Source organism: Pseudomonas sp. SBT1-2 (assembly GCF_028640875.1).
Classification (GTDB): Bacteria; Pseudomonadota; Gammaproteobacteria; order Pseudomonadales; family Pseudomonadaceae; genus Aquipseudomonas; species Aquipseudomonas chlororaphis_I.
Window position 1 is genome coordinate 38,640 of sequence record NZ_JAQZAA010000115.1, and the last position, 23,986, is coordinate 62,625.

Here is a 23,986-nt window from a genome sequence, read left to right on the forward strand (position 1 = left end):
CGTCACGTAGAGGGAACAGGTTCCAGCGTTGCCAAGGATAAAGGCGTCGCTTGAGCCTGAGGTCGAACTCACCAAAGGACTATAACAATGGCTCTCAGTAAAGAAGTGCCGGAGTTTGACATCGACGATGAAGTTCTCCTTATGGAGACGGATATCGCCACTGATTCGATGTCGAATGAGGGATCTGCTGTACCTTCAGTTCGTGCCAAATCCAAACACTCCGCTTCATTGAAACAACACAAGTACATTGATTACACGCGAGCGCTCGACGCGACGCAGCTGTATCTCAATGAAATCGGCTTTTCCCCATTGCTCTCTCCGGAAGAAGAAGTTCATTTTGCGCGTCTGTCGCAAAGTGGCGATCCGGCCGGGCGCAAGCGCATGATTGAAAGCAACCTGCGTCTGGTGGTGAAAATCGCCCGGCGTTATGTCAATCGTGGGCTTTCGCTGCTGGACCTGATCGAAGAGGGCAACCTCGGTTTGATCCGGGCGGTGGAGAAGTTCGATCCGGAGCGCGGTTTCCGCTTCTCGACCTATGCCACCTGGTGGATCCGTCAAACCATCGAACGGGCAATCATGAACCAGACCCGGACTATCCGGCTGCCGATTCATGTGGTCAAAGAGCTCAACGTCTACCTGCGGGCAGCACGGGAGCTGACACAGAAACTCGACCATGAACCCTCCCCTGAAGAAATCGCCAACCTGCTGGAGAAACCGGTAGGTGAGGTCAAGCGCATGCTGGGCTTGAACGAGCGGGTTTCTTCAGTCGACGTCTCGCTGGGTCCGGATTCGGATAAAACCCTGCTGGACACCCTCACCGACGATCGTCCTACCGATCCGTGCGAGCTGCTGCAGGATGACGACCTGTCGCAAAGCATCGATCAGTGGCTTTCCGAATTGACCGACAAGCAACGTGAAGTGGTCGTTCGCCGCTTCGGCTTGCGCGGCCACGAGAGCAGCACCCTGGAAGATGTGGGCCTGGAGATCGGGCTTACCCGAGAGCGGGTACGCCAGATCCAGGTCGAAGGTCTCAAGCGTCTGCGTGAGATCCTCGAGAAGAACGGCCTCTCCAGCGAGTCGCTGTTCCAGTAACGGTACGAGCAATCCTGCCGTGAAAAGCCCCGACATGTTCGGGGCTTTTTATTGGGTGATCGATAGGAGTCAGATGAAATAGGCAGGCGCGCGTTCAATAGCTGAAAGAGCATGTAAGTAAAGGCTTACTCTTTCGTAAGTGTTCGGTTTTTATGCGGTATGAAAGTTGTCTATTTGATCTGAGGTTTTTGGTTATCTTATTGATTAATAAGAACTTATTCTAGTGTCTAGAACGGTGTTCGACACTTTTTACAGCTGTCAGTGCCATTGCTCTGTCATGGAAACTCTCTAATATCAGCCCTGTGTCGACGGATAGACACAGCCATCAAGGATGATGGTCAGGACATCGCAGGATGCGATTCATCAGGACGATGAAAAGGAACACAGGGACTAGGGAAAAAAGGTGGGCGGGTCATACCGCCCCTTTTTTTTGCCTGCGTAAAAGTGAATCCGGAACAGCAAAAAGGCCCGCAAGGGGCCTTTTTGGGGAACGCGAGGTAATCAGCGTTCGAGATCTTTGATCTTGCCTTTGACGCCATCCCACTCTTCGGCATCGGGCAGGGAATCTTTCTTTTCAGTGATGTTGGGCCAGATTTCGGCCAGCTCAACGTTCAACTGAATGAACTCCTGCATCTCTTCCGGAACTTCGTCCTCGGAGAAGATCGCTACAGCGGGGCATTCAGGCTCGCACAGCGCGCAGTCAATGCACTCATCCGGGTGAATCACCAGGAAGTTCGGGCCTTCGTAAAAGCAGTCCACCGGACAGACTTCTACGCAGTCGGTGTACTTGCACTTGATGCAGTTGTCGGTGACGACGAAGGTCATTTCTAATTCTCTCCTCAGGCGGCGGCAGCGGAGCCCCTTCAGGACGGGGTCGCCAGGTTCGGGAGCGATAGTCTGCGGACCAGGCTAATAGTCCGCAGCATCCCAAACCGCGCGAGATTCTAACAGCTTGAAAGCATCAGCGTTAGATGCGTGTCTTCAATGTATAGAGCATTTCCAGTGCCTTGCGCGGGGTCATGTCGTCCAGATCGAGCTTGGCCAGGTCATCGAGGACCGGGTGCGGCAGGCTGGCGAACATGTCGCTTTGCTGCGGGACCGAAGCCTTGCCCGGTACCGGAGACGGCGCTTCATGGGGCAGGCTGGTGGTCTCCAGGCGACTCAGGTGCTCGCGGGCGCGGACGATTACATCGCTCGGAACCCCCGCCAACTGGGCCACGGCCAGGCCATAGCTCTGGCTGGCAGGACCTGGCAGCACATGGTGCAGGAACACAATGCGCTCGTTGTGCTCGGTGGCATTGAGGTGCACGTTGGCCACCAGAGGTTCGCTTTCCGGCAGGACAGTGAGTTCGAAGTAGTGGGTGGCGAACAGGGTGTACGCCCGCAGCTGGGCGAGACGTTCTGCCGCAGCCCAGGCCAGGGACAAACCATCGAAGGTACTGGTGCCGCGACCCACTTCGTCCATCAGCACCAGGCTGCGTTCGGTAGCGTTGTGCAGGATGTTGGCGGTTTCGCTCATTTCCACCATGAAGGTGGAGCGACCACCGGCCAGGTCATCGCTGGAGCCGATCCGGGTGAAGATACGGTCCACCAGCGACAGCTCGCAGCTCGCCGCCGGCACGAAGCTGCCGATATGGGCCAGCAGCACGATCAGCGCGGTTTGCCGCATATAAGTGGATTTACCACCCATGTTCGGGCCGGTGATCACCAGCATCCGGGTCTGGTCGTCGAGGCTCAGGTCGTTGGCCACGAACGGCGTGGTCAGGACCTGCTCGACCACCGGGTGGCGACCCTGGGTGATGCGCATGCACGGCTCGCTGACGAAACGCGGGCAATTGAGGTCGAGGTTCAGCGCTCGCTCGGCCAGGTTGCTCAGCACGTCCAGCTCGGCCAGCGCCGCGGCGGTGTCCTGCAGCGGCGGCAGGTGGCCGATCAGGGTTTCCAGCAGGGCTTCGTAGAGCATCTTCTCGCGGGCCAGCGCGCGGCTCTTGGCGGACAGCGCCTTATCTTCGAAAGCCTTGAGCTCCGGGGTGATGAAGCGTTCGGCGCCTTTGAGGGTCTGGCGCCGGATATAGTCCGCCGGGGCCTGTTCCGCCTGTTTGCTCGGCAGTTCGATGAAGTAGCCGTGAATCCGGTTGTAGCCGACTTTCAGGTTGGCCAGGCCGGTACGGGCCTTTTCCCGGGCTTCCAGGTCGATAAGGAACTGGCCGGCGTTTTCGCTCAGCGATTGCAGCTCGTCCAGCTCGGTGTCGTAGCCGGTTTTCAGCACGCCACCATCGCGGATCACCGCCGGCGGGTTGTCGATGATGGCTTTTTCCAGCAGTGCTGCCAGTTCCGGGTAGGTGCTGGTGGTCACGGCCAGTTGGCTCAGGTGCTCGGCTTCGAGCTCGGTCATCGCCACTTGCAGTTCCGGCAGCGCCGCCAGGGCATCGCGCAGGCGCGCCAGGTCGCGGGGACGGGCGTTGCGCAGGCCGATACGGGCGAGGATCCGCTCGATGTCGCCGATCTCCTTGAGCTGCGGTTGCAGCCTTTCGAAGCGGTAACCGTCCAGCAGGCAGCCGATCGAGGTCTGCCGCGCCTGCAGGACTTTCAAGTCCCGCAGCGGGCGGTTCAGCCAGCGGGTCAGTAAGCGGCTGCCCATGGCGGTCTGGCAACGGTCGACCACCGATTGCAGGGTGTTGTCGCGACCGCCGGCGAGGTTGGTGTCCAGCTCCAGGTTGCGCCGGCTGGCGCCGTCGAGCACCACGGTGTCGTCCAGGCGTTCGTGACGCAGGCTGCGCAGGTGGGGCAGGGCGGTGCGCTGGGTTTCCTTGGCATAGCTCAGCAGGCAGCCCGCGGCGCCGATGGCCAGGGTCAGGTTCTCGCAGCCGAAGCCCTTGAGGTCCTGGGTGGAGAACTGCTGGCACAGGCTCTTGTGGGCCGAGTCGCGTTCGAAGTCCCAGGGCGCGCGACGGCGCACGCCACGGCGTTTTTCCGCCGGCAGGCCTTGCGGCCAGTCGTCCGGGATCAGCAGTTCCACCGGGTTGATGCGTTCCAGCTCGGCCAGCAGGTTTTCCCAGCCCTTGATTTCCAGGACCGTGAAGTTGCCACTGGTGATGTCCAGCACCGCAAGGCCGAACAGACGCTCGTCGCCCAGCACCGCCGCGATCAGGTTGTCTCGGCGCTCGTCGAGCAGGGCCTCGTCGCTGACGGTCCCCGGGGTGATGATCCGCACCACCTGGCGCTCCACCGGGCCCTTGCTGGTGGCCGGGTCGCCGACCTGTTCACAGATCACCACCGACTCGCCGAGCTTCACCAGCTTGGCCAGGTAACCTTCGGCGGCATGATAAGGAATCCCGCACATCGGAATCGCCTGGCCAGCCGACTGCCCACGCGCGGTCAGGGTGATGTCCAGCAACTTGGCGGCCTTCTTTGCGTCTTCATAGAAGATTTCGTAGAAGTCGCCCATGCGATAGAACATCAGCTGGTCGGGGTGCTGGTTCTTGAGGCGCCAGTACTGCTGCATCATCGGCGTGTGGGAGGACAGATCGGTGAGCGCTTTATTCATCGGGTCGTCAGGTTGATTCGTTGAAAGGGTGGGCAAAAGCAGAGGGCATGGGCCCGGCTTTTTCGCGATGGGCGCAAGGTTACCATGGGCGGTCCGACCTTCGCAGGGATGAACCTAGGCGGATTTCGAGTGTTTTATGCATTAATATGCATTTTAGCATTTGTCATCGACGAAAATAACCCGCAATATGCGCGTTATGCAAAAGCGCAACGTTTCTACCGTCTTAAGAGAGCTGCTCGATCGCGATGGCATTTCCCCCACGGAACTCCATCGGCGTACCGGCGTGCCTCAATCCACCCTTTCGCGGATCCTCAGCGGCAAGATTGTCGATCCTTCGGACAAACACATCTCGCGGATCGCCGAGTACTTCCAGGTGAGCACCGATCAACTGCGCGGGCGCGCGGCTGTCGCCTCTGCCCGGTCGGCCGATCCGCATTCGGAACTCAAGGACATAAGTCTGTGGGACGACGATACCCCCGTCGATGACGACGAGGTGTCGGTCCCCTTTCTTCGCGAGGTTGAATTGGCTGCGGGATCAGGAAGATTCGTCATCGAGGAAAGCGAGCGCTCCAGTCTGCGCTTCGGCAAGCGCAGCCTGCGACACAATGGCGTGCAGTTCGACCAGGCCAAATGCGTGACCGTGCGCGGCAACAGCATGTTGCCGGTGCTGCGTGACGGTGCCACGGTGGGGGTCAATGCCGGCAAATGCGGTATCGGCGACATCATCGACGGCGACCTGTATGCCATCAACCACAATGGCCAGCTGCGAGTGAAGCAGCTCTATCGCCTGCCTTCCGGCATTCGCCTGCGTAGCTTCAACCGCGACGAACATCCGGATGAGGACTACAGCTTCCAGGAAATGCAGGAAGAGCAGATCGTCATCCTCGGTCATGTCTTCTGGTGGGGCATGTACGCCCGCTAACCGCAGCCCATAACGCCAAAGCCCGCCATCGAGCGGGCTTTTTTGTGCCCGCGGAAAACCCTCCACGCCTTTATTTATGCGGCCTTCATGCGCCTATGCATTTCTTGCGCACAAATAAATGCATTTGTGCATTGACTGTATATGCATCCATGCATATTATTCGTTCCAAGCCGCCCGACAGCGGCGAGCGACACCGCTCTTTAGTGGCAAAAGCAAAGGCAGCGATGAACCGGCCTCGACGGTTCAGAGGGTTGGCAACTGACCCGGGTGTGCAGCGTAAAGCACCGTGAACAGTTATCCGGCGGGCAGGGACCGCGGTCGGAAAAACAATTTGAATAGACTCGTACCGCGCCAGTAGCGCCGAAAAGTCAGCTTCCTTTTTGTTCACAGGATGAAAGGAAGGCGAAGGATCGCATTCTGAAAAGCCCGGCGGATTGCCGGGCTTTTTGGAATGCCTACCTGAAGCGCACAGGCACATCAGGCCTCATCCCTGGATGGCCAATGCAAAAGGAAGGATCCGATGAACATCACAAGGCATTGCAGATGTTGAAAGATTGCCGATGTGGACATTGCAAGAGACTGCTCGCCCGGATCGGCGAGTATGCAGAGCTCCAGATCAAATGTTCCCGGTGCGGAACGCTGAATCATGTGAGGGCCACGAGCCCCGAGCGATCGCCTGTGAGCGACATGAGTGCTGCTTCGGTAGCACGACCCAATCCATCACAGCCATAGGTGAACACATGAAAGTCTTGAAAAAATACGTCGCTCCCATTCTGGCCGCCGCTGTGCTGCTGGGCTCCGCAGCCAATGTCGTTGCGGCCAACCTGCTGGTCAACGGCAGCTTTGAACAGCCCGGTTGCAGTGGTAGCTGTATTCTGGATACCCCGGCAAAAACCAACTTCATTACCGGCTGGACGACATTCCTGTCCGGTGCCGAGTACTTCAACGTGCCGGCTTCGATTGGCGGCTCCGTAGCCGCGGATGGCCTGGTGATTGTTGACCTGGCGAACTATGTCTATGGCAACGGCGGGGGCATTCAACAGAACTTTGCCACTGTCGTTGGCGCCAAGTACCGGCTGACGTTCAGCGCCGGCAATTCGAAGTTCGCCGGTCGTTCGGGCGACGGTGTGGTACAGGTCAAAGTGGCCGGCCAAACCGCCACTTTCAATACGCCGACCGCCAAAGGCGTTGCGATCGAGTGGAGCACCCTGACCTACGACTTCACCGCCACTACCACGCAAACGACCCTGGCGTTCTCCAACGAACAGAATCCGTACGCCAACTTTGCCTTTATCGACAACGTCATTGTTGAACGTCTGTAACTCCCGTTCAGCGGACTTTTCCAGGGTTGAAGACAGTGCCGGTGACTCGGTGCTGTCTTGCCCTCAATCCCTGCACTCATCAACGCTCCCAGGAGGCGTGACATGACAAACGAGCAACAAGCGTTGCTGGACATGCCGATCTGGCTTGTCATCGTCCTCGCCCTGGTGGGCGGGGTGTCCGGCGAAATGTGGCGCGCCGACAAGGAGGGCGCCCGCGGCTGGTTGTTGCTGCGGCGCCTGGCACTGCGCTCCGGGGCCTGCGTGATCTGCGGGGTCTCGACCATCATGCTGCTGTACGCCGCCGGCGTATCGATCTGGACCGCTGGCGCCTTCGGCTGCCTGACCGCCATGGCGGGCGCTGATGTAGCCATCGGGCTCTACGAGCGCTGGGCGGCCAAGCGGCTGGGTGTGTGCGAAGTGCCGCCCAAGGATCCCCGCTCGGACTCCTGAATAACCACCAAAACAGATCGTCGATTCATTGAGTCGACGCTGCCGTGATACCCGCCTGACGCAGGACGCGTACTCGTATTGAACGAGCTCAATCGGCCCTCCCGGCAGGGAGGCGCCAGGTACGGCCCAGCGCCGTCCATCCATCCGTTTCAAACAGAGGCAAACCATGATCCCAATCGACTACAACAGCTATCGCACCCTTGCGCCCTATAACAAGCGGGTGCGGTTCCTGGTGCTGCATTACACGGCGCTGAACTTCGAGGCGTCGGTCAAGGCCCTGACCACCGGCGCGGCGAGTGCCCATTACCTGATCCCGGCGGTGCAGGATCCGACGTATCAGGCCGCGGGTTTCCAGGAACAACGAATCTTCAACCTGGTGGCCGAAGCAGACCGCGCCTGGCATGCCGGTGTCAGTGACTGGGCCGGTCGCAGCGGCTTGAACGACACCTCCATCGGCATCGAGATCGTCAACGAAGCCACCGACATCAACGGTGTCTTCACCTTCCCGGATTACGAACGCTCCCAGGTCGAGGCGCTCAAGCAGCTGGCCCTGAATATTCTCCAGCGTTATCCGGACATGTCGCCGAAAAACGTGGTGGGCCACTCCGATATCGCGGTGGGCCGCAAATCCGATCCGGGCCCCAAGCTGCCCTGGAAAGAACTCTACAAGGCCGGTATCGGCGCCTGGTACGACGAGCCGACCAAGAAGAAATACGTCCAGCAATTCCGCACTGCCGGGCTGCCCGAGCGTGCCGAAGTGCTCAAGGCTTTCGCCACCTACGGCTATGGCGTGCCGGCCCAGGCAACGGATGACTTCTTCCAGTCGCTGGTGCGGGCGTTCCAGATGCACTTCAGGCCGAAGAACTACACCGGGAAACTGGATGTGGAAACCTGCGCGATCCTTTATGCGCTGAACGAGAAGTACGCCTGATTCGGCGAAATCAGGGCTGAGGTCTCCATCGAAGGTGATGCCGGACCTCAGCAAAGTCTCGTGAGTCATTCGTTGCATCACCCAGCCCTTCGCGATGTCGCGCACCGATCTGGCGAGCCAGAGCCCTGCTCAAACCGACGTTCACCGCTCCTCCAGCTCGCACCACATCCGCAGCACCCCAGCGCAATCTCAACCCTGATATCCGAACAGGAAGCCCCCCTATGCCCGCCGTCATCGACAAGCCGTCGCAGCTGTTTTTCGCCATTGCCGAGACCCTGCGAGGGGCGGGCCTTGGCCTCAAGGTTGGCAGTCACCAGGACTTCGATGGTCTGCTCGACCAGGCCTGGGTGCTGATGGCGATCGAGCGCGATGCCCCGGGCATGCGCAGCCAGGAAGGGCGTATCGCCCATGTCCTGACGATCTCGCTGCAAGCCGTGGCGGCTGTGGGGAGCGAGCGTTCCGGGTTCGAGGCCTGCGATCTGGCGAGCGTGCTGAAGGATCTCGCTACGGATAACCGTTGGGGCCTCCCGGCAGTGCAGTGCGACCTGCCGATGAACCTCGAGGGCCTGCCCTCGACCCTGATTCGCGGCGAGCAGCAATACGCCGCCTGGACGCTGTCGTTCACCCAGACGCTGTACCTCGGCCAGCCATTGCTGGACGACCCGACTGGCATACCGAAGTTCGCCCGCACCTGGGAAGTCTCGAACATCGATGACCCCGACCAATACCAAGCACTTGAGGGCTGAGCCATGTTTGACGAGCTGCTGCGCATGCAGCTGGGCCCGATCATCGAGCGACTGGCGGAAATGGAAACCGAACTCGATGACTTGCACCGGCGGACGGAAAACCATTGCCGTATCGGTGTGTGCCAGTCGGTCGATGCGGCCAGCAACACCTGTCGGGTCAGCCACGGAGAGCTGCTGACGCCGGCAATCAGGTTCTTCAACCCCAGCGCCGGCGCGCAAAGCGAATCGCGCATTCCTTCCGTGGGCGAGCAGTGCCTGCTGCTCAACTACGGTGGCGGCGACGGCGGGGCCCAGTCGGTGGCGCTGTTCGGCCTCAACTGCGACCGCTTTCCACCGGTGTCGACCCTGGCCGCGCTGACCCGCCGCCAATACGCCGATGGCACCCAAAGCAGTTATGACGATGCCGGCCATGTCTTGAGCTGGAGCAACGGCCAGACCGCGCTCACCGCTTCCCGCGAGGCGGTCGAGTTGAGCATCGGTCCCGCCCGGCTGGCGATGAGGCCCGAGGCGATCGAGCTGCGGCTGGGCGCGGTGGGCATCTTGCTCGACAGCGCCGGCATCCACTTCAGCGGCCCCTTGGTGGAACACCAGGGCCGCGTTATCAGCCCTTGATAAGAGGCTTTCCATGATTGGAGTCGATAGAAACACCGGCGCCGCGGTCGATGACTGGCTGCAGTTCGTGCAGCGCGCGACCCGCGCCCTGACCACGCCGCTGGGCACCCGGCAGAAGCGCCCTTTGTACGGCTCGCTGATTCCCGACCTGCTGGGCCAGAACCTTGGCGATGACCTGCTGATCCTCGCCCAGAGTCATGCCGCGCAGGCGTTCTACAACGAGCAGAACGGCATCGGCGATTTCGAGCCGCAGGTCATAGTCGCCAGCCGGCGCGGCGCCGGGCTGCTGTTGCGTTTCGCCGGCACCTGGAAAAACCGCCAACAGACGTTCGAGGTCGTGACATGAGCATGCTGATACCCGGTGAACACCAGTTGGCCGAGCCGGCCATTGTCACAGTCGATGAATTCGAGACGCTGCTTGCCGAGTTCAAGACCTTCGTCATCGATTACGTGGCCCAGCGTTCCCCCGCCCATGCGCAGAAACTGCAGGCCAGCCTGGCCAACGAAAGCGAGCTGCTGACCCTGGCGCTGGAAGCCTTCTGCCTGCGCCTGCAGACCCATGAGCGCAAGTACAACGCCCGCATCAAGCAGATGCTGGCCTGGTGGGCCACCGGCAGCAATCTCGATGCGCGCCTGGCGGACATGGGCCTGGAGCGGCAGTTGCTTGACCCGGGCGATCCGGCGGCCTTTCCACCGGTCCCCGCGGTCTATGAAAGCGACCAAGATGCCCGCCTGCGCTACTACCTGGCGCCCCACGCACCGGCCGCCGGTTCGCGCATGCAGTACCGGCGCGAAGTCTTCACCCTCGGCGAGCGGCCGACGGTGAAGGTGGACTCCACCGATGCGGGCGTGGTGACCGTCACCTACACCTTCGATCCGGACGGCTTCGCCGCTCAGGTCAAGGATGGCAACGGCCGCCGTACCGCACCGGGCGAAGTGCAGGTCACTGTGCTCTCGCGGGAAGGCGACGGCACGCCGTCCGAGGACCTGCTCGAAGGCGTACGCCGACACTTTGCCCGACCGGACGTGAAGCCGGAAACGGATCGGGTGACGGTGCAGGCGGCGCAGATCAAACCCTACAAGATCCGCGTGGTGGCCAAGATCAACCCGGGCCCCGATTCCGGACTGACCCAGGTCGCCACGCAGCGGCAACTCCAGGCTTACGCGGACAGTTGTCATCGCCTGGAAGGGCGGGTGGATCCGAGCTGGATCGATTACACGCTGCATGCCGCGGGTGCGGTGCAGCTGGAAATTCTCGAACCCTTGGCGCCGATCGTCACGACGGCTTTCCAGGCGCCGTATTGCACGGATGTCGAGGTGGAGGTGCTCACGCTATGAAGGATGAAGCCGTTCACCCGAGTCTCCTGCCGGTCAACAGCTCGCCTCTGGAAAGAGCGCTCGACCTGGGTTTTGCCCGGTTGCTCGAACGCATCGCGCCGCCGTTTCCGGAGCTGATGAGCCCCGCCGAAACACCGGTTGAATTCTTGCCTTATCTCGCGGCTGATCGGGGTGTCGGCGAGTGGCGCTCCGAAGCGCCCGAGGCCGAAAAACGTTTGACGGTCGAGCTGGCCTGGCCCACCGCGCGTCAGGCCGGCACACGAAAGGCGCTGGAAAATGCCGCCAAGGGTTTGCAATTGATGCCCGAGGTTCGCGCCTGGTATGAGCAGACCCCACCGGGGGCGCCTTACAGCTTTTCGGTCAGGGCCTTCACCGAGCGGCCTTACAGCGAAGAGATCGACGCGCGCCTCGATCGGCGCCTGGCGGATGCCAAAAGCGAACGCGACACCTTGACTGTATCCGTGGGCCTGAGCGCATTCGGTTCCCACTCCATCGGGGCGGCGACCGTCTGCGGCGAGTTGACCACCATCTACCCGATCGTCGTCGAGGGCCTTGAAGCCTCGGGCCAGGCCTTCATGGCCGCCGGACTGTACAGCGTCGAAACATCCACTATTTATCCTCAGGGGTCCTAAATGGCCGACTATTACACCCTGCTCACGAATGCGGGGATCGCCTACGAAACCGCCTGCAAGGCAGCAGGCGTACCGATCAAGCTGTCGCAGATTTCCGTCGGTGACGGAGGTGGCGCGGTTTACAACCCGGCTGCGACCGACACTGCCCTCAAGCGCGAAGTCTGGCGCGGTCCGCTCAATGCCCTGTTCCAGGACGAGAAAAACCCCAGCTGGCTGCTGGCCGAAGTGACCATCCCACCTGAAGTCGGCGGCTGGTATGTACGCGAGGCCGGGCTGTGGACCGATACCGGGATCCTTTACGCCATCGTCAAGTATCCGGAGTCGTTCAAGCCGGTGCTGGCGACTTCGGGATCGGGGAAAGAGTTCTATATCCGCTCGATTTTCGAGACCAGCAATGCTTCGCTGGTGACCTTGCTGATCGACGATACGGTGGTCAAGGCGACGCGGGCTTGGGTCACAACTTATCTCGCTGATGAGTTGGCAAAGCTGGATGGTAAGCAGTCGGTACGTGCAGTTGCCACGGAGAATATCGTGCTCAGCGGTGCCCAGGTTATTGATGGCATTGCCCTGGTTGCAGGCCAACGGGTGTTGCTAACTGCACAGGTGCTGGCCAAAGATAACGGCATTTATGTTGTGGCTAACGATGCTTGGGTTCGCGCATCTGATGCCAACACGAGTGCCAAGGTTAGTCCGGGTCTGAATCTGATAGTAGAGGAAGGCGCCGCAAACGGTGATTCGTTGTGGCATCTGGTCACAAACGGCCCGATAACGCTTGGCACTACTGCTCTGAAATTTGAGATGTTGGCCGGCCGCACTGGTATTCAAGCTGGGTATTACAACCGAGTGAAGGTGGATAAGTACGGGCGAGTAACAGAGGGAGAAACTCCAGAAACTTTGGCCGGACATGGTATTAAGGATTCGTATACCAAGACCGAAATCGACGCCTTGGTTGCACGTATGTCTGCGTTGCCTGTCGGTACTATGGTTGCTTTTCCGCTGGCTAAAATACCGCCTGGTTTTCTTGAGGTTTCGGCTGACACTATTTTCAAAGATGTCGTGTATCCAGACTTGGCGGTCTTTCTCGATAAGAAATTCAACCGAGCGGGTGATCCTGCTGATTCAACTCGTTTACCAGAGTCGCGTGCTGAGTTTCTGCGTGGCTGGGATCACGGTCGTGGGGTTGATGCTGGTCGGGAGATTGGTAGTTATCAAAGAGCAACGGCGGTTGGTATGGACGCGGTGCTTGCAAATGGTGCGGCAAAGCAAAATACGACTGCTGCTTATCAGTTTCCAAGCCTTGAGAGCACAGACTTTCCCGGCGGCATTGCGGCTGTTAGTGGAGATTTAATAAAAAAGTCTGATTATCCGAGAGTAGGTTCGACTGTCGACGCCCCAGACACGGGCGGAGTTATGTTTCTCGATACGGATAACATTTTTTCCAATGGTGCTCTGATTGGGGCTCGTCCACGCAACTTGGCTGTCATGTGGTGTATCAAGGCTTGGAATGCCCCGGTCAATCAGGGAAGCATTGATATTGCAGCGCTGGAAGGTTTGGCGCGGCAAGCAACGGAAACCAATATTGGTTTGGCCAGGATTGCTACTCAAACTCAGGTTGAAGGGGGGAGTGATGACGCAACGTTTGTTACACCCAAAAAGCTACGGCGTGGGTTCGCACTCAGCTTGGCCTCCAATGGCTATATCGCGTTTCCGTCTTGGCTCGGAGGTCTGATTGTTCAATGGGGTTATGTCCAGACGGCTAGTACTGTCACCGCCAATACATTCATTTATACGCCAGTAACCTGGCCTATTGCATTTCCTAATGCTCTTCTGGCTGCCACCACTAGCATTGTCACTGGCATCGCATCGAATTCATTTACGAATACTTCTATTGAAGGGCGAACGTTGACCGGTGGCACTTGGGTATACGCCTGTGGGGTGAACAATGGTAAGCCAATTCTTTCTTACATCGCGATAGGGTACTAATCGTGGCCAAGTATCTGTATTCAGCAACAACAGGCGGCGTCTACTTAACTGGCTTTCACAGCAATATTCCAAGTGATGCTCTCGAAATTTCAAACGATGTTTATCGCCAGTGTTTCGCCCAGCCGTTACCAGCGGGAAAAATTGTTGTTCCTGGTGATGATGGATTGCCTTCTATTGTGGATCAGCCGAAGACCTCAACTGAAGCTATCGTCGCTGCTGAGCGAGTATGGCGTAATCAAAATCTGTCGCTGACAGATTCACTTGTGGCTAGGCACCGTGACGAGCAGGAAGCAGGCTCAGGAACGACGCTTGACAAGGATCGGTACGCCGAACTTCAAGCCTACCGTTCGGCCCTGCGAAGCTGGCCAGAGACTTCGGATTTTCCTACTGAAGAGTTACGACCTGCGGCTCCGATCTGGATGCTCGAACAGCTCCAATAAACGCCCCGCACCGACGGGGCGTTTTCTTATCCGCAAAGCAATACACAACACCCAACAGCCTCACTCACCTGGGGCTTTTTCGTATCTGGAGAGACTGAAATGGCTAACCGCCAAACCTACACCGTCCTCGTGCCGTTCCCCACCGGCGGCGGCCACTGGTCGAGCATCGGCCAGCAACTGGAACTGCTCGATGTCGAGGCCAGTGCCCTGCGTGCCGCCGGCCGCCTGGAGCTGACCAGCGTCCTTGAAACGCGCCAACAGGCCGAACCGGCCACCCCATCCACCGCGGCCAAAAAGGCCGCTGCCAAGAAGGCTGAATAACCATGGCTGAGGTTCTGAACTTCGAGCACAACGGCATTACCGTCAATGCCACCGAATCCCCCGAGGCCATGGGTGGCCTGGGTGACAACGTCATCGGTCTGGTCGGCACCGCGCCGAAGGCCGACCCGCTGATTCCGCGCAATGCGCCGTTCCGCATCAACAGCTTCACCACCCAGGCGCTGCTGGACCCGACCGGTGCCGAGTCGGGCACTCTGTTCCAGGCGGTGTACCAGATCCTCAAAGTGGTCAAGGTTCCGGTCTATGTGGTGATCGTCGAAGAGGGCGCGACCCCGGCCGACACCGTCAATAACGTGATCGGCGGCGTCGATGCCACCACCGGCCGCAAGCTCGGCCTGGCGGCCCTGGGCAGTGTCCCGGAAGACCTGACCATCATCGGCGCGCCGGGCTTTACCGGTACCAAGGCGGTGGCTGGCGAATTCGCTTCCTTCGGCAAGCGCATCAAGGCTCGTGTGGTGCTGGATGGCAAGGATGCCTCGGTCGCCGACCAGGTGACTTACAGCAAGGAACTGGGCGGCGCGGACCTGGGCTTTGACCGCTGCCTGGTGGTGCACAACATGCCGGCCGTGTACTCCAAGGCGGCCAAGAAGAACGTGTTCCTGGCGCCGTCGAGCCTGGCCATCGCTGCGCTGGCCAAGGTCAAGCAGTGGGAGAGCCCGGGCAACCAGGTGACCTACGCCGAAGACGTTTCGCGCACCGTGGAATACAACATTCTCGACACCTCGACCGAGGGCGACCTGCTCAACCGCTACGGCGTCAGCTACTACGCCCGCACCGTGCTCGGCGGCTTCTCGCTGCTGGGTAACCGCTCCATCACCGGCAAGTTCATCAGCTATGTCGGCCTGGAGGATGCCATCAGCCGCAAGCTGGTCAAGGCCGGCCAGAAAGCCATGGCCAAGAACCTGACCAAGTCCTTCATGGACCAGGAGGTCAAGCGCATCAACGACTGGCTGCAGACCCTGGTCGCCGACGAAACCATCCCGGGCGGCAGCGTGTACCTGCACCCCGAGCTGAACAGCGTCGAGAAGTACAAAAACGGTACCTGGTACGTGGTCATCGACTACGGCCGCTACGCGCCGAACGAGCACATGGTGTATCAGCTCAACGCCCGCGATGAAATCATCGAGCAGTTCCTGGAGGATGTTCTCTAATGTTTACCAACCGCGTAAGACAGGCCATCGCGGCCACCCTGCAAGGCCTGCCGTTGTCGGCGACCGTGGAAGAGTTCACCCCGCCGAAGATCGAATTCGACATGGAAGAGATGCGCGGCGGGCGCTTCATCGCCGAAGAAATGGCCAAGGGCGGCAAGGTGCTCAATGCCAAGCTGACCCTCCAGGGCGTAGGTCCGGAAATCATGCTCGCCCTCGGCGTGAGCGTGGGCGACGACATTCTGTTGAATGTGCGTGAAGCCGGCCAGGACCAGGATGGCAACACCTACTTCACCTACCACACGGTCGGTGGCAAGTTGAAATCCCTGGAAGAGACGATGCTGAAAATGGGTGAAAAGCCCAAGACCAACCTGGAGCTCAGCTGCCGTACCTACCACCGTCTGGAAAACGGCGTGCCGGTGATCGACATCGACGTGCGCACCCAGAAGTTCATGCTCAACGGCGTCGACATCCTCGGTGATGCCCGTCGCGCCGTACTGATGCCTTAACTCGCAACACTCCCCTCCTGTAGGAGCGAGCACGCTCGCGATGACGGCCTGACAAACGACATCGCATCCGTTGGCCGATCCTTATTGCGAGCCTGCTCGCTCCTACCTTTTACATAGGAATTCATTCATGTCCTGGACGCCTCCGATCCATGTCCTGCTGTGCCCGATCACCGCCGACGACGAGTCGCAGATCGCGCAGATTCAGCTCAAGCCATTGTTCTACGCCGCGCAGAAAGAAGCGCTGGCCCGCGCCGGCGACGATGAGGACGATCAGTTCTTCGAGCTGGCCAAGCTGGCCACCGGCCTGTCGGTGAAAGAGCTGGATCAGCTCAAGCGACCGGATTACGTGAGCATTGCGCAGTACGTTCACGAGATGTCGACCCGTCCGACCGCCCACTTCCTCAAACAGGCCGAGGAGCAGATCAGCGACGACAACCCGGATCAGGTGCAACTGCTGCTGCCGCTGGCCGTGGCCGGCCAGGACGTGACCTCGCTGACCCTGGAAATGCCGGCGCTGCGGGCGACCAAAGCGATGAAAAAACTCAAGACGGCCAAGGAGCGCGCTGAGTTCATCACCGCCCATTGCACTGGCCTGATGATTCCTGATCTTGCCCAGCTGACGGTGCCCGACTGGACCCAGCTGCAGGTACGCATCGACGATTTTTTAAACAAACCGGCGGCCTTCTTTCGGAGCGCGACATCGAAGTGATACTCGATGTGGTGCCGCTCATTTACTCGGTGAGTGAAGCGGAAATCCTGGAATGGGACGCCGGCAAGGCATTACGCCGCTACGACATCGCGATCACTCGCCTTGGCGTGAAACAGGAGTAGAGCGGGATGGCGGACGATAAGTTTTCGCTCAAGTTCACCGCCGTCAAGGAAGGCTGGTTGACGTTCGGTGACCCCAGGTCGGTCGACCTGAACACGCCCGTCGCGAGCATCGCGCCGTCGGGTGGATTGGCAGCCCAGCCCAAGGATCGGCTACCCGGTCTTGACCGGGCACTGGATACCCTCAGCGCCGATATCGGGTTGCTGGTGACCAGCCTCGACGCCCTGAACCTGACCCTGTCGTCGCAACGTCTGCGGCAGGTGGTTACGGTTAGCCAGGCTGCCGGCGCCAAGGGCGAGCAAAAAAGTGCGGGCAAGGCAGGCGGCGGCATCGAGCCGCCGGACCTGCTCAAGCCTGCGATCAGCATGGACTCGGCGATGGCCGACCTGGGGCGCCTGGTCGATTTCCAGGGGAGCGATCGCCAAACAATGGCCGTGGAAAACCAGCGAATGGCTGCGCTTCCACAGATTGCTGCCGGGGGAACCAAGGCGGTCGATCTGGTAAGGATCGAATACACGGCGGCCAAGGCGGGGATCGGTAGCGATCAAGGCTCGGGCGAAGCCAGGCAAAAGGCGTTGCTGGCCTTTGCCGATGCTGCCGCAATCACCGCGACGGCATTCAAGATGTCGGGCACGGATGCCGGGGAGATGATGGCCGGCTGGCGCACATCGATGAAGCTCAACGCCGACCAGGCCATGGATCTGGCGGATGCGACCAATCACCTGGGTAAAGTCCCCGGTGACGCCGAGGCGGCTGATATCGGCGCCATCCTCCAGCGTCATGGTGGTGCGGCGACCTCGGTTGGCCTGGCGCCGGTGCAGGCCGCGGCCCTCACGGCGGCATTGCTCAACAGCGATACGTCTAAGGCCGATGCCGGCAGTGCGCTCAAGAACATCACCACGACCCTGGGTAAGGGTGATCAGGCAACGGCGACTCAGCAAGCGGCCTGGAAGGCGCTGGGACTGGACCCCGGGAAAGTGGCCGGGGGCTTGCGCGAGGATGCTGGGGGAACTGTGGCATCGGTGCTGCAGGCGCTGAACAGGCAGCCCGCCGAGAAGCGGTCGACGCTGGCCACGGCATTGTTTGCCGAGGGCGATCAGGCGGTGCTGCGTCTGGCGCAGAATCTCGATGACGTCAAGCAGACCTTCTCCCGGGTAGCCGGCTCGGATCCAGACGTCCCCTCGGAGTCGAATTACCAGGGCTCGGTACGGGAGTCGGCGCTGGCGCAGTCAAAGACCCAGAAAGCCACCTGGGACACCTTCGAGGCCCGCACCGAGCGATTGTCCACTGCCGCGGGCAACGCGTTGGCACCGGTAGTCGACAGTACGCTTACTCCTCTTGGCGAGTTGGTGGATGGCCTCAGCGAACTGGCCGAAACCTTTCCCAAGGTCACGGCCGCCATCGTGCTGCTCGGCGCGGCGCTGGCGCCATTGATCGGCAAGCAGGCCAAGGCGGTGGTGGACGAGGTGTTCAACCGTGGCGCCAAGCGCATCCTTGACGGTGCTGGCGCTCGCCAGCCCGGCGCTCCAGGTCCTTCGGGCGGTCCCAGTGCTCCGAGTTCCCCGAGCGGTCCGAGCATAGATGTTCCCCAGGAACAACGTTCCAAAGGCAAGGCCGCAAGGAGGGCCGCAAAAAAGGCTACCCAGAAAGCGCTGAAAGCCACGGCCGCTGTTCCAGGTGCAGGTTCGTCCTTTGCTTTCGGTCTGTCCGGGTCGCAGGCCTCGGTTCGTTCCTTGAGCCGCAGGGCTCCAGGGCCGGCGAAGTACCTCGGCGCCGCGGTGGATGTCGCCGAAGGCCTGGTGACCGGCGATACCCAGATGCTCTCTTCTGGCCTGGGAACCGCCGGTGGCGGCTGGGCGGGGGCTTCCGCGGGGGCTGCCCTCGGCGGGGCGATCGGCAGTGTCGTGCCCATCATCGGAACGGCGCTCGGTGCGGCCGTCGGTGGACTGTTCGGCGGCTATTATGGCGGTGACTACGGCGCCAGCCTGGGCGACAAGCTCGGTGCCCTGGTCGATCGCCTCAGCTCGCCGGAGCAGGTCAAGAACGACCTGGTGGGCGGCCAGCCGGCGAACCCGGCGGGTGCCGGTCAGGCAGTCAGCCCGCCGATCACCTTCGCCCCGGTCATTCAGATCAGCGGGCCCGATCAAGCCAGCTCCCAGCATATTGCCGACCTCGTGCTGCAACAGCTCAGGGCGCAGTTCATACCCTTGATGATGACCGACCCACTCGCGGTAAGACGCGGTGCCGCCCTGAGCGATGGAGGTGTTTGATGCGACAGCAAATGGTGCTGGGCAATTTTATTTTCGGCCAGTCGCGAGGGTTCGCTTACAGCTCCCTGGTGCGCAAGTCGGGTGGTGGTTGGGTGAGCCTGGAGATTCTCACCAGCAAGCCTAAATCCAGCCAGACCGGTCAGGGCCTGCAAGGGCTGACAATCAGTGGCAAGTCCATGCGTGCGATCGCCATGACGCGGCTCGATGAGTTGCGTGCCTTGCAGGCGTTGCGGGTGCCGCTGCCGCTGGTCGATGGCATCGGCCGCAACTGGGGCCTGTGGCGAATCGACAGTGTGTCCGAGAGCCAAAGCTACGTGATCGATGACGGCACGGCGATGGTCAACGACTGGGTCATAGAACTGACGGAGTTCATCAATGCGTAAGGTCAGAAGCATTGCTGGCGATTCGGTGAACCTGCTGCTCTACCGCGAGCTTGGTCGCAACGACGATGCCGCCGAGGAAGCGCTCTGGCGGCTCAATCCAGGGCTGGCCGAGCATGGGCCGGTGCTGCCGGCGGGGCTCTGGGTGAAACTGCCCGAGCTGGAGACCCGGCCGGTACTCGCAACGCCAGTATCGGCCTGGGATTAAGGAGGCGACATGGCACTTGGATTTACGCCGTCGGTAGAGATCTACGGCGCCAACGCGGCGCTGCTCAATGAGCGTCTGGTGCAATGGCAGCACATCGACGCGGCCGGGATCGAATCCGATCAACTGACCCTGACCCTCGATACCGAAGGGCTCGACGGATTGCCCAGCCTGGGCGGCCGCATCGGCTTGCGGGTCGGTTACCTGGAGTCGGGCATGGTGGACAAGGGGCAATTCATCATTGCCCGGCGCACACCCTTCCTGTACCCCATGCGCCTGGTGCTGGTGGCCACCGCCGCGCCGTTCAAGGAGAGCGACGAGACGGGTTTCAGGCGTCGCCGATCCGCCAGCTACGGGCCGATCACCCTTGGCGCGCTGTTTCGTCAACTGGTCACCCGCCACGGGTTTTCGCCGCGGGTGGCGCCGGAGCTGGATGGGGTACAGATCGCTCATGTCGATCAGTCCAACGAAACCGACATGAGTTTTCTGACGCGCCTGGCCAGGGAGTACGGCGCGGTGACCAAACCGGTGAACGGCCTGTATGTGCTGGCTCGCAGCGGTCAGGTCAAGTCTTTGTCGGGACAAACGCTGCCGGATGTGCGCTTGTCGGTGACCCGGGATAACCGCCCGGGGGATTCGGCCTTCATTTCGGCCAAGGTCGATGAGGAAAGTCGCTCGAAATTCCAGGGCTGCCAAAGCACCTGGTGGGACAGCGCCGCCGCCAAGGAGCGAGTGGTGCAAGTCGGTAGCGCGCCCTTCAACAAGTTGGGCAAGCGCCGGGCCAGCGAGCAGGAAGCCCTGGCCGCGGCCATCAGCGAGATGCGCAGGCAGGAGCGTGAGGCGCGCAATATCCAGATCGAGTGCCCTGGCAACCCGGCGTTGTCGGCCGAGGGGCTGGTCCTGCTTGACGATACCTGGCCCGGCTTCATGCGGGGACGCTGGTCGATCAAGAAGGTGACCTCCAGCGGCTCCCGTACCCAGGGCTATCGCTGCACCCTCTCGGCCAAATGCCTGGAGCCCCAGCCGGACTGAGTTTGCCCGGCGCAACGGCGGCCTGATCTCTCTGGCCGTCCGCAACCTTCCCCCTGTCACCCCCCCTGATAAAGCTCAAGCACATGTTGGGGGGAGGGGAGCGTTCGCCCTTTGTGCATCGCCAATGGCTGCTGGGTATCGCCCTCGGTTTTCTTATCTCATTCGATTCTGGAGCTTCTTCATGAAGATCACTCCGATCCTCACGCAGCTGCGCGATCACTGCCCCGGCCTGGCCAATCAGGTGGCCGTCGGCGTCGATCTCGCGCTGCTGCAAAGCAATACCGCGTTGCCCACCCCCAGTGCCCATGTGACGCCGATCGCCGATCTGGCCAGCCCGAGCACCGGGCAGAACGTCACCCGCCAGGCCATCCGCGACCGCTTTGTGATCACCCTGGTGCTGGATGCCAGCGATGCCCGGCAGGCGCTGGAGCAACTCGAAAGCCTGCGGGCCGAGTTGTGGCGGGCGCTGGTGGGGTTCAAGCCGGGCGCGGACTACAACCCGATCGAATACGACGGTGGCGAGATGGTTTCGCTCAGTGCCACGCGGTTGTTCTATCAGCTGCGCTTTTTCGCCGAGTTCCAGCTGGGACGCAACCTGGCCAGCCAGCCGGCGGAAACCTGGCGTGAGCGTGAACTGGACGGCCTGCCGTCCTTTACCGGGGTCACGGTGCGGGTCGATGCCATCGATCCGGCGGACCCCAACCTGCAACACCCGGGGCCCGACGGGCGCCTGGAACTGACTTTCTCTGGAGACGTAACGCAATGAGCAAACGCATCACTGTGCTGCCGGCCGCGGGCCGCGCCGTGCCGGACCCCGAAGCCGGCGACCTGCTGCCGCTGGAAGGCCGTGAAGTCGACGACAACGCCTGGTGGCGCCGGCGTCTGGCCGATGGCGATATCACCCTCAAGGCCGCGAAGGCGGCCAAACCACAAGGAGCCAAATAATGGCGATCGGATTCAGCAATATTCCGGCGGACATTCGTGTGCCGCTGTTCTACGCCGAGATGGACAATTCGGCGGCCAATAGCGCGTCTTCGGCCATGCGCCGACTGATCGTGGCCCAGGTCAACGACAACGTCGCGCCGGCCGAAACCGGCAAGCTGGTGCTGGTGTCCAGCGTCGCGCTGGCCAAGAGCATCGGCGGTCAGGGCTCGATGCTCGCCTCCATGTACGAGACCTGGCGCAAGACCGACCCGATCGGTGAAATCTGGTGCCTGCCGCTGCACAACGTCGAAGGCAGCGTGGCCAAGGCCGAGCTGAAGTTCACCGGCACCGCCAGCGAAAGCGGCGTGCTCAACCTGTATGTCGGTGGTGTGCGGGTTCAGGCCGCCATCGTCAATGCCGCCACCGCGGCGCAGGCCGCCAGCGCGCTGGCGCTGAAAATCAACGCCGCCGCCGACCTGCCGGTGAGCGCCGCCGCGGTCGAAGGCACCCTGACCCTGACCGCCAAGTGGACCGGCGACAGCGCTAACGACATCAGCCTGCAGCTCAACCGCCTGGGCAAGAGCAATGGCGAAGAAACCCCGGCTGGCTTGAGCGTGACGGTCGGCAAAATGGCCGGCGGCGCCGGCGTGCCGGATCAGGTCGCGGCCCTGGCGGCCCTGGGCGATGAACCGTTCGAGTTCATCTGCATGCCGTGGACCGACACCGCGACCCTCAACGCCTGGCAAGCCGTCATGGATGACAGCACCGGTCGCTGGTCCTGGGCCAAGCAACTGTTCGGTCATGTCTACAGCGCCAAGCGCGGTACCGTCGGCACCCTGGTGGCGGCCGGCCAGGCCCGCAACGACCAGCACATCACCATCCAGGCCCTGGAGCCGGGCGTACCGCAACCGTTCTGGGTGCAGGCCGCCGCACTGGCCGCGCGCACCTCGGTGTTCATCTCCGCCGATGCCAGCCGTCCGACCCAGAGCGGCAGCCTGCCGGGTGTCGATCCGGCGCCGGCCAGCGAGCGTTTCACCCTGACCGAGCGTCAGTCGCTGCTCAGCTACGGCATCGCCACCGCCTACTACGAAGGCGGTTACGTGCGCATCCAGCGTTCGATCACCACCTACCAGAAGAACGCCTACGGCCAGGCCGACAACTCCTACCTGGACAGCGAAACCATGCACCAGTCGGCCTTTATCGTGCGCCGCCTGCAAAGCGTGATCACCAGCAAGTACGGGCGCCACAAACTGGCCGCCGACGGTACCCGCTTCGGTGCCGGCCAGCCGATCGTGACCCCGAGCACCATCCGCGGCGAGCTGATCGCCCAGTACGCCAAGCTGGAACTGGAAGGCCACGTGGAGAACGCCGAGCTGTTCGCCGAGCACCTGATCGTCGAGCGCGACAGCCAGGACCCGAGCCGGGTCAACGTGCTGTTCCCGCCGGACTACATCAACGGCCTGCGAGTGTTCGCGCTGCTCAACCAATTCCGTCTGCAGTACGACGCGGCGGCCTAAGCCGAGCCTCTTTCACTGCGCTTTTCCAGCCCGCCTCGCGCGGGCTCATTTTTTGGGAGAAACACCATGGGTCAACTGATTGCGGGCACCTGCTACGTCAAAGTGGACGGCGCTCAACTGACCATCAACGGCGGCTGCGAAGCACCGCTGATGTCCGTGAAACGGGAAACCATCGTGCCGGGTTTCTACAAGGAAACCGACATTGCCCCGTCCTTCAAGGTCACGGCGCTGCACACCCCGGACTTCCCGCTCAAGCAGCTGGTGGCCGGTTCCGACATGACCGTCACCTGCGAATTCAGCAACGGCAAGGTCTACGTCCTGGCCGGCGCCTACCTGGTGGAAGAGCCGGTTTCCAAGGGTGACGACGCGAGCATCGAACTGAAGTTCGAAGGCATCAAGGGGACCTGGCAATGAGCGATAGCGTAAAGCTGCGTGTGGCCATCGAAGCCCACGGCGAACCGCTGACCGAACTGACCCTGCGCCGCCCGACGGTGCAGGAAGTGCGGGCGATCAAGGCGCTGCCGTACAAGATCGACAAGAGCGAAGAAGTCAGCCTCGACATGGACGTCGCGGCCAAGTACATCGCGGTCTGTGCCGGCATTCCTCCGTCCTCGGTCAACCAGCTGGACCTGGCTGACCTCAACGCCCTGAGCTGGGCGGTCGCGAGTTTTTTCATGAGTGCGGCATCGGAGCCATCAGCGACCTGATCGCGGTTGCCTATGACCTGGCCTGGTTCTGGAAGGTTGACCCCGAACAGATGATGGCCAGGCCACTGGATGTGCTCCGGGAGTCCCTGGAGCACGCGCAACGGATCAATG

28 protein-coding genes are annotated in these 23,986 nt (G+C 61.3%); 26 read left to right on the forward strand and 2 right to left on the reverse strand.

Annotated features, from left to right (window positions below; all coding sequences use genetic code 11):
* The first annotated feature begins 87 nt into the window (after positions 1–87).
* Positions 88–1,092 (forward strand): RNA polymerase sigma factor RpoS, encoded by a 1,005-nt coding sequence (gene rpoS, locus PVZ78_RS28805; RefSeq protein ID WP_007924026.1) that lies wholly within the window; start codon positions 88–90, stop codon positions 1,090–1,092.
* Positions 1,093–1,593: 501 nt separating this feature from the next.
* On the opposite strand, the gene fdxA is transcribed toward rpoS, so the two are convergent.
* Together fdxA and mutS are read right to left on the reverse strand one after the other, a co-directional pair.
* On the reverse strand, positions 1,594–1,917 hold the full coding sequence (gene fdxA, locus PVZ78_RS28810; RefSeq protein ID WP_007924025.1) for a ferredoxin FdxA: 324 nt from the start codon (positions 1,915–1,917) through the stop codon (positions 1,594–1,596).
* 142 nt (positions 1,918–2,059) lie between these two features.
* Positions 2,060–4,639 carry a DNA mismatch repair protein MutS gene (gene mutS / locus PVZ78_RS28815; protein ID WP_038630722.1) on the reverse strand — a complete coding sequence of 860 codons (2,580 nt, stop codon included), beginning with the start codon at positions 4,637–4,639 and terminating at the stop codon, positions 2,060–2,062.
* Positions 4,640–4,826: 187 nt separating this feature from the next.
* Between mutS and PVZ78_RS28820 the strand changes: the two genes are divergently transcribed.
* The 25 genes from PVZ78_RS28820 to PVZ78_RS28940 all read left to right on the forward strand — a co-directional run bounded on the left by PVZ78_RS28820 (position 4,827) and on the right by PVZ78_RS28940 (position 23,875).
* The gene (locus PVZ78_RS28820) at positions 4,827–5,561 is read left to right on the forward strand and encodes a LexA family transcriptional regulator (RefSeq protein WP_028681850.1); all 735 of its coding nucleotides are present in this window, start codon (positions 4,827–4,829) and stop codon (positions 5,559–5,561) included.
* Between the two features lie 543 nt (positions 5,562–6,104).
* On the forward strand, positions 6,105–6,293 hold the full coding sequence (locus tag PVZ78_RS28825; protein WP_080577932.1) for a Com family DNA-binding transcriptional regulator: 189 nt from the start codon (positions 6,105–6,107) through the stop codon (positions 6,291–6,293).
* 8 nt (positions 6,294–6,301) lie between these two features.
* Positions 6,302–6,883 carry a DUF642 domain-containing protein gene (locus tag PVZ78_RS28830; RefSeq protein ID WP_009047292.1) on the forward strand — a complete coding sequence of 194 codons (582 nt, stop codon included), beginning with the start codon at positions 6,302–6,304 and terminating at the stop codon, positions 6,881–6,883.
* Positions 6,884–6,985: 102 nt separating this feature from the next.
* Complete coding sequence (locus PVZ78_RS28835) at positions 6,986–7,333, forward strand: phage holin family protein (protein WP_009047293.1); 348 nt, start codon at positions 6,986–6,988, stop codon at positions 7,331–7,333.
* Between the two features lie 166 nt (positions 7,334–7,499).
* Positions 7,500–8,264, forward strand: a complete 765-nt coding sequence (locus tag PVZ78_RS28840) for an N-acetylmuramoyl-L-alanine amidase (RefSeq protein WP_016701982.1) — start codon at positions 7,500–7,502, stop codon at positions 8,262–8,264.
* 221 nt (positions 8,265–8,485) lie between these two features.
* Complete coding sequence (locus tag PVZ78_RS28845) at positions 8,486–9,010, forward strand: hypothetical protein (protein ID WP_016701983.1); 525 nt, start codon at positions 8,486–8,488, stop codon at positions 9,008–9,010.
* A 3-nt stretch (positions 9,011–9,013) separates the two neighbouring features.
* Positions 9,014–9,622, forward strand: coding sequence for a phage baseplate assembly protein V (locus tag PVZ78_RS28850; RefSeq protein WP_016701985.1), 609 nt, complete (start codon positions 9,014–9,016; stop codon positions 9,620–9,622).
* 13 nt (positions 9,623–9,635) lie between these two features.
* Positions 9,636–9,968: a phage baseplate protein gene (locus PVZ78_RS28855; protein ID WP_007924012.1), complete on the forward strand. Its 333-nt coding sequence runs from the start codon at positions 9,636–9,638 to the stop codon at positions 9,966–9,968.
* Positions 9,965–10,960, forward strand: coding sequence for a baseplate J/gp47 family protein (locus tag PVZ78_RS28860; protein WP_009047298.1), 996 nt, complete (start codon positions 9,965–9,967; stop codon positions 10,958–10,960). The genes PVZ78_RS28855 and PVZ78_RS28860 overlap by 4 nt, the downstream gene beginning before the upstream one ends.
* A complete protein-coding gene (locus PVZ78_RS28865) occupies positions 10,957–11,592 on the forward strand; it encodes a phage tail protein I (RefSeq protein WP_009047299.1) in 636 nt (211 codons plus the stop codon). The genes PVZ78_RS28860 and PVZ78_RS28865 overlap by 4 nt, the downstream gene beginning before the upstream one ends.
* Positions 11,593–13,575, forward strand: a complete 1,983-nt coding sequence (locus PVZ78_RS28870) for a phage tail protein (RefSeq protein ID WP_273829635.1) — start codon at positions 11,593–11,595, stop codon at positions 13,573–13,575.
* A gap of 2 nt (positions 13,576–13,577) precedes the next feature.
* Entirely contained in the window at positions 13,578–14,015 is a 438-nt protein-coding gene (locus PVZ78_RS28875; RefSeq protein WP_273829636.1) for a phage tail assembly chaperone, read from the forward strand.
* 99 nt (positions 14,016–14,114) lie between these two features.
* On the forward strand, positions 14,115–14,336 hold the full coding sequence (locus PVZ78_RS28880) for a hypothetical protein (RefSeq protein WP_009047302.1): 222 nt from the start codon (positions 14,115–14,117) through the stop codon (positions 14,334–14,336).
* A gap of 2 nt (positions 14,337–14,338) precedes the next feature.
* Positions 14,339–15,505, forward strand: coding sequence for a tail protein (locus PVZ78_RS28885; protein ID WP_016701993.1), 1,167 nt, complete (start codon positions 14,339–14,341; stop codon positions 15,503–15,505).
* Positions 15,505–16,011, forward strand: a complete 507-nt coding sequence (locus tag PVZ78_RS28890) for a phage major tail tube protein (RefSeq protein ID WP_028681839.1) — start codon at positions 15,505–15,507, stop codon at positions 16,009–16,011. The genes PVZ78_RS28885 and PVZ78_RS28890 overlap by 1 nt, the downstream gene beginning before the upstream one ends.
* Positions 16,012–16,138: 127 nt before the next feature.
* Positions 16,139–16,720, forward strand: coding sequence for a phage tail assembly protein (locus PVZ78_RS28895; protein WP_273829637.1), 582 nt, complete (start codon positions 16,139–16,141; stop codon positions 16,718–16,720).
* A 128-nt stretch (positions 16,721–16,848) separates the two neighbouring features.
* On the forward strand, positions 16,849–19,110 hold the full coding sequence (locus PVZ78_RS28900; protein WP_273829638.1) for a phage tail tape measure protein: 2,262 nt from the start codon (positions 16,849–16,851) through the stop codon (positions 19,108–19,110).
* Complete coding sequence (locus PVZ78_RS28905; RefSeq protein WP_028681836.1) at positions 19,110–19,493, forward strand: phage tail protein; 384 nt, start codon at positions 19,110–19,112, stop codon at positions 19,491–19,493. The genes PVZ78_RS28900 and PVZ78_RS28905 overlap by 1 nt, the downstream gene beginning before the upstream one ends.
* Entirely contained in the window at positions 19,486–19,698 is a 213-nt protein-coding gene (locus PVZ78_RS28910) for a tail protein X (RefSeq protein WP_023969822.1), read from the forward strand. Before PVZ78_RS28905 ends, PVZ78_RS28910 begins: the two co-directional genes overlap by 8 nt.
* Positions 19,699–19,707: 9 nt before the next feature.
* Complete coding sequence (locus tag PVZ78_RS28915; protein WP_053268350.1) at positions 19,708–20,727, forward strand: contractile injection system protein, VgrG/Pvc8 family; 1,020 nt, start codon at positions 19,708–19,710, stop codon at positions 20,725–20,727.
* Positions 20,728–20,908: 181 nt separating this feature from the next.
* Entirely contained in the window at positions 20,909–21,493 is a 585-nt protein-coding gene (locus PVZ78_RS28920; RefSeq protein ID WP_103331118.1) for a phage tail terminator protein, read from the forward strand.
* Positions 21,490–21,672, forward strand: a complete 183-nt coding sequence (locus PVZ78_RS28925) for a DUF2635 domain-containing protein (RefSeq protein ID WP_007923975.1) — start codon at positions 21,490–21,492, stop codon at positions 21,670–21,672. Before PVZ78_RS28920 ends, PVZ78_RS28925 begins: the two co-directional genes overlap by 4 nt.
* On the forward strand, positions 21,672–23,168 hold the full coding sequence (locus tag PVZ78_RS28930; RefSeq protein WP_028681834.1) for a phage tail sheath subtilisin-like domain-containing protein: 1,497 nt from the start codon (positions 21,672–21,674) through the stop codon (positions 23,166–23,168). The genes PVZ78_RS28925 and PVZ78_RS28930 overlap by 1 nt, the downstream gene beginning before the upstream one ends.
* A gap of 66 nt (positions 23,169–23,234) precedes the next feature.
* On the forward strand, positions 23,235–23,582 hold the full coding sequence (locus tag PVZ78_RS28935; RefSeq protein ID WP_007923973.1) for a phage tail tube protein: 348 nt from the start codon (positions 23,235–23,237) through the stop codon (positions 23,580–23,582).
* On the forward strand, positions 23,579–23,875 hold the full coding sequence (locus PVZ78_RS28940; RefSeq protein WP_007923972.1) for a phage tail assembly protein: 297 nt from the start codon (positions 23,579–23,581) through the stop codon (positions 23,873–23,875). The genes PVZ78_RS28935 and PVZ78_RS28940 overlap by 4 nt, the downstream gene beginning before the upstream one ends.
* Positions 23,876–23,986 lie beyond the last annotated feature (111 nt).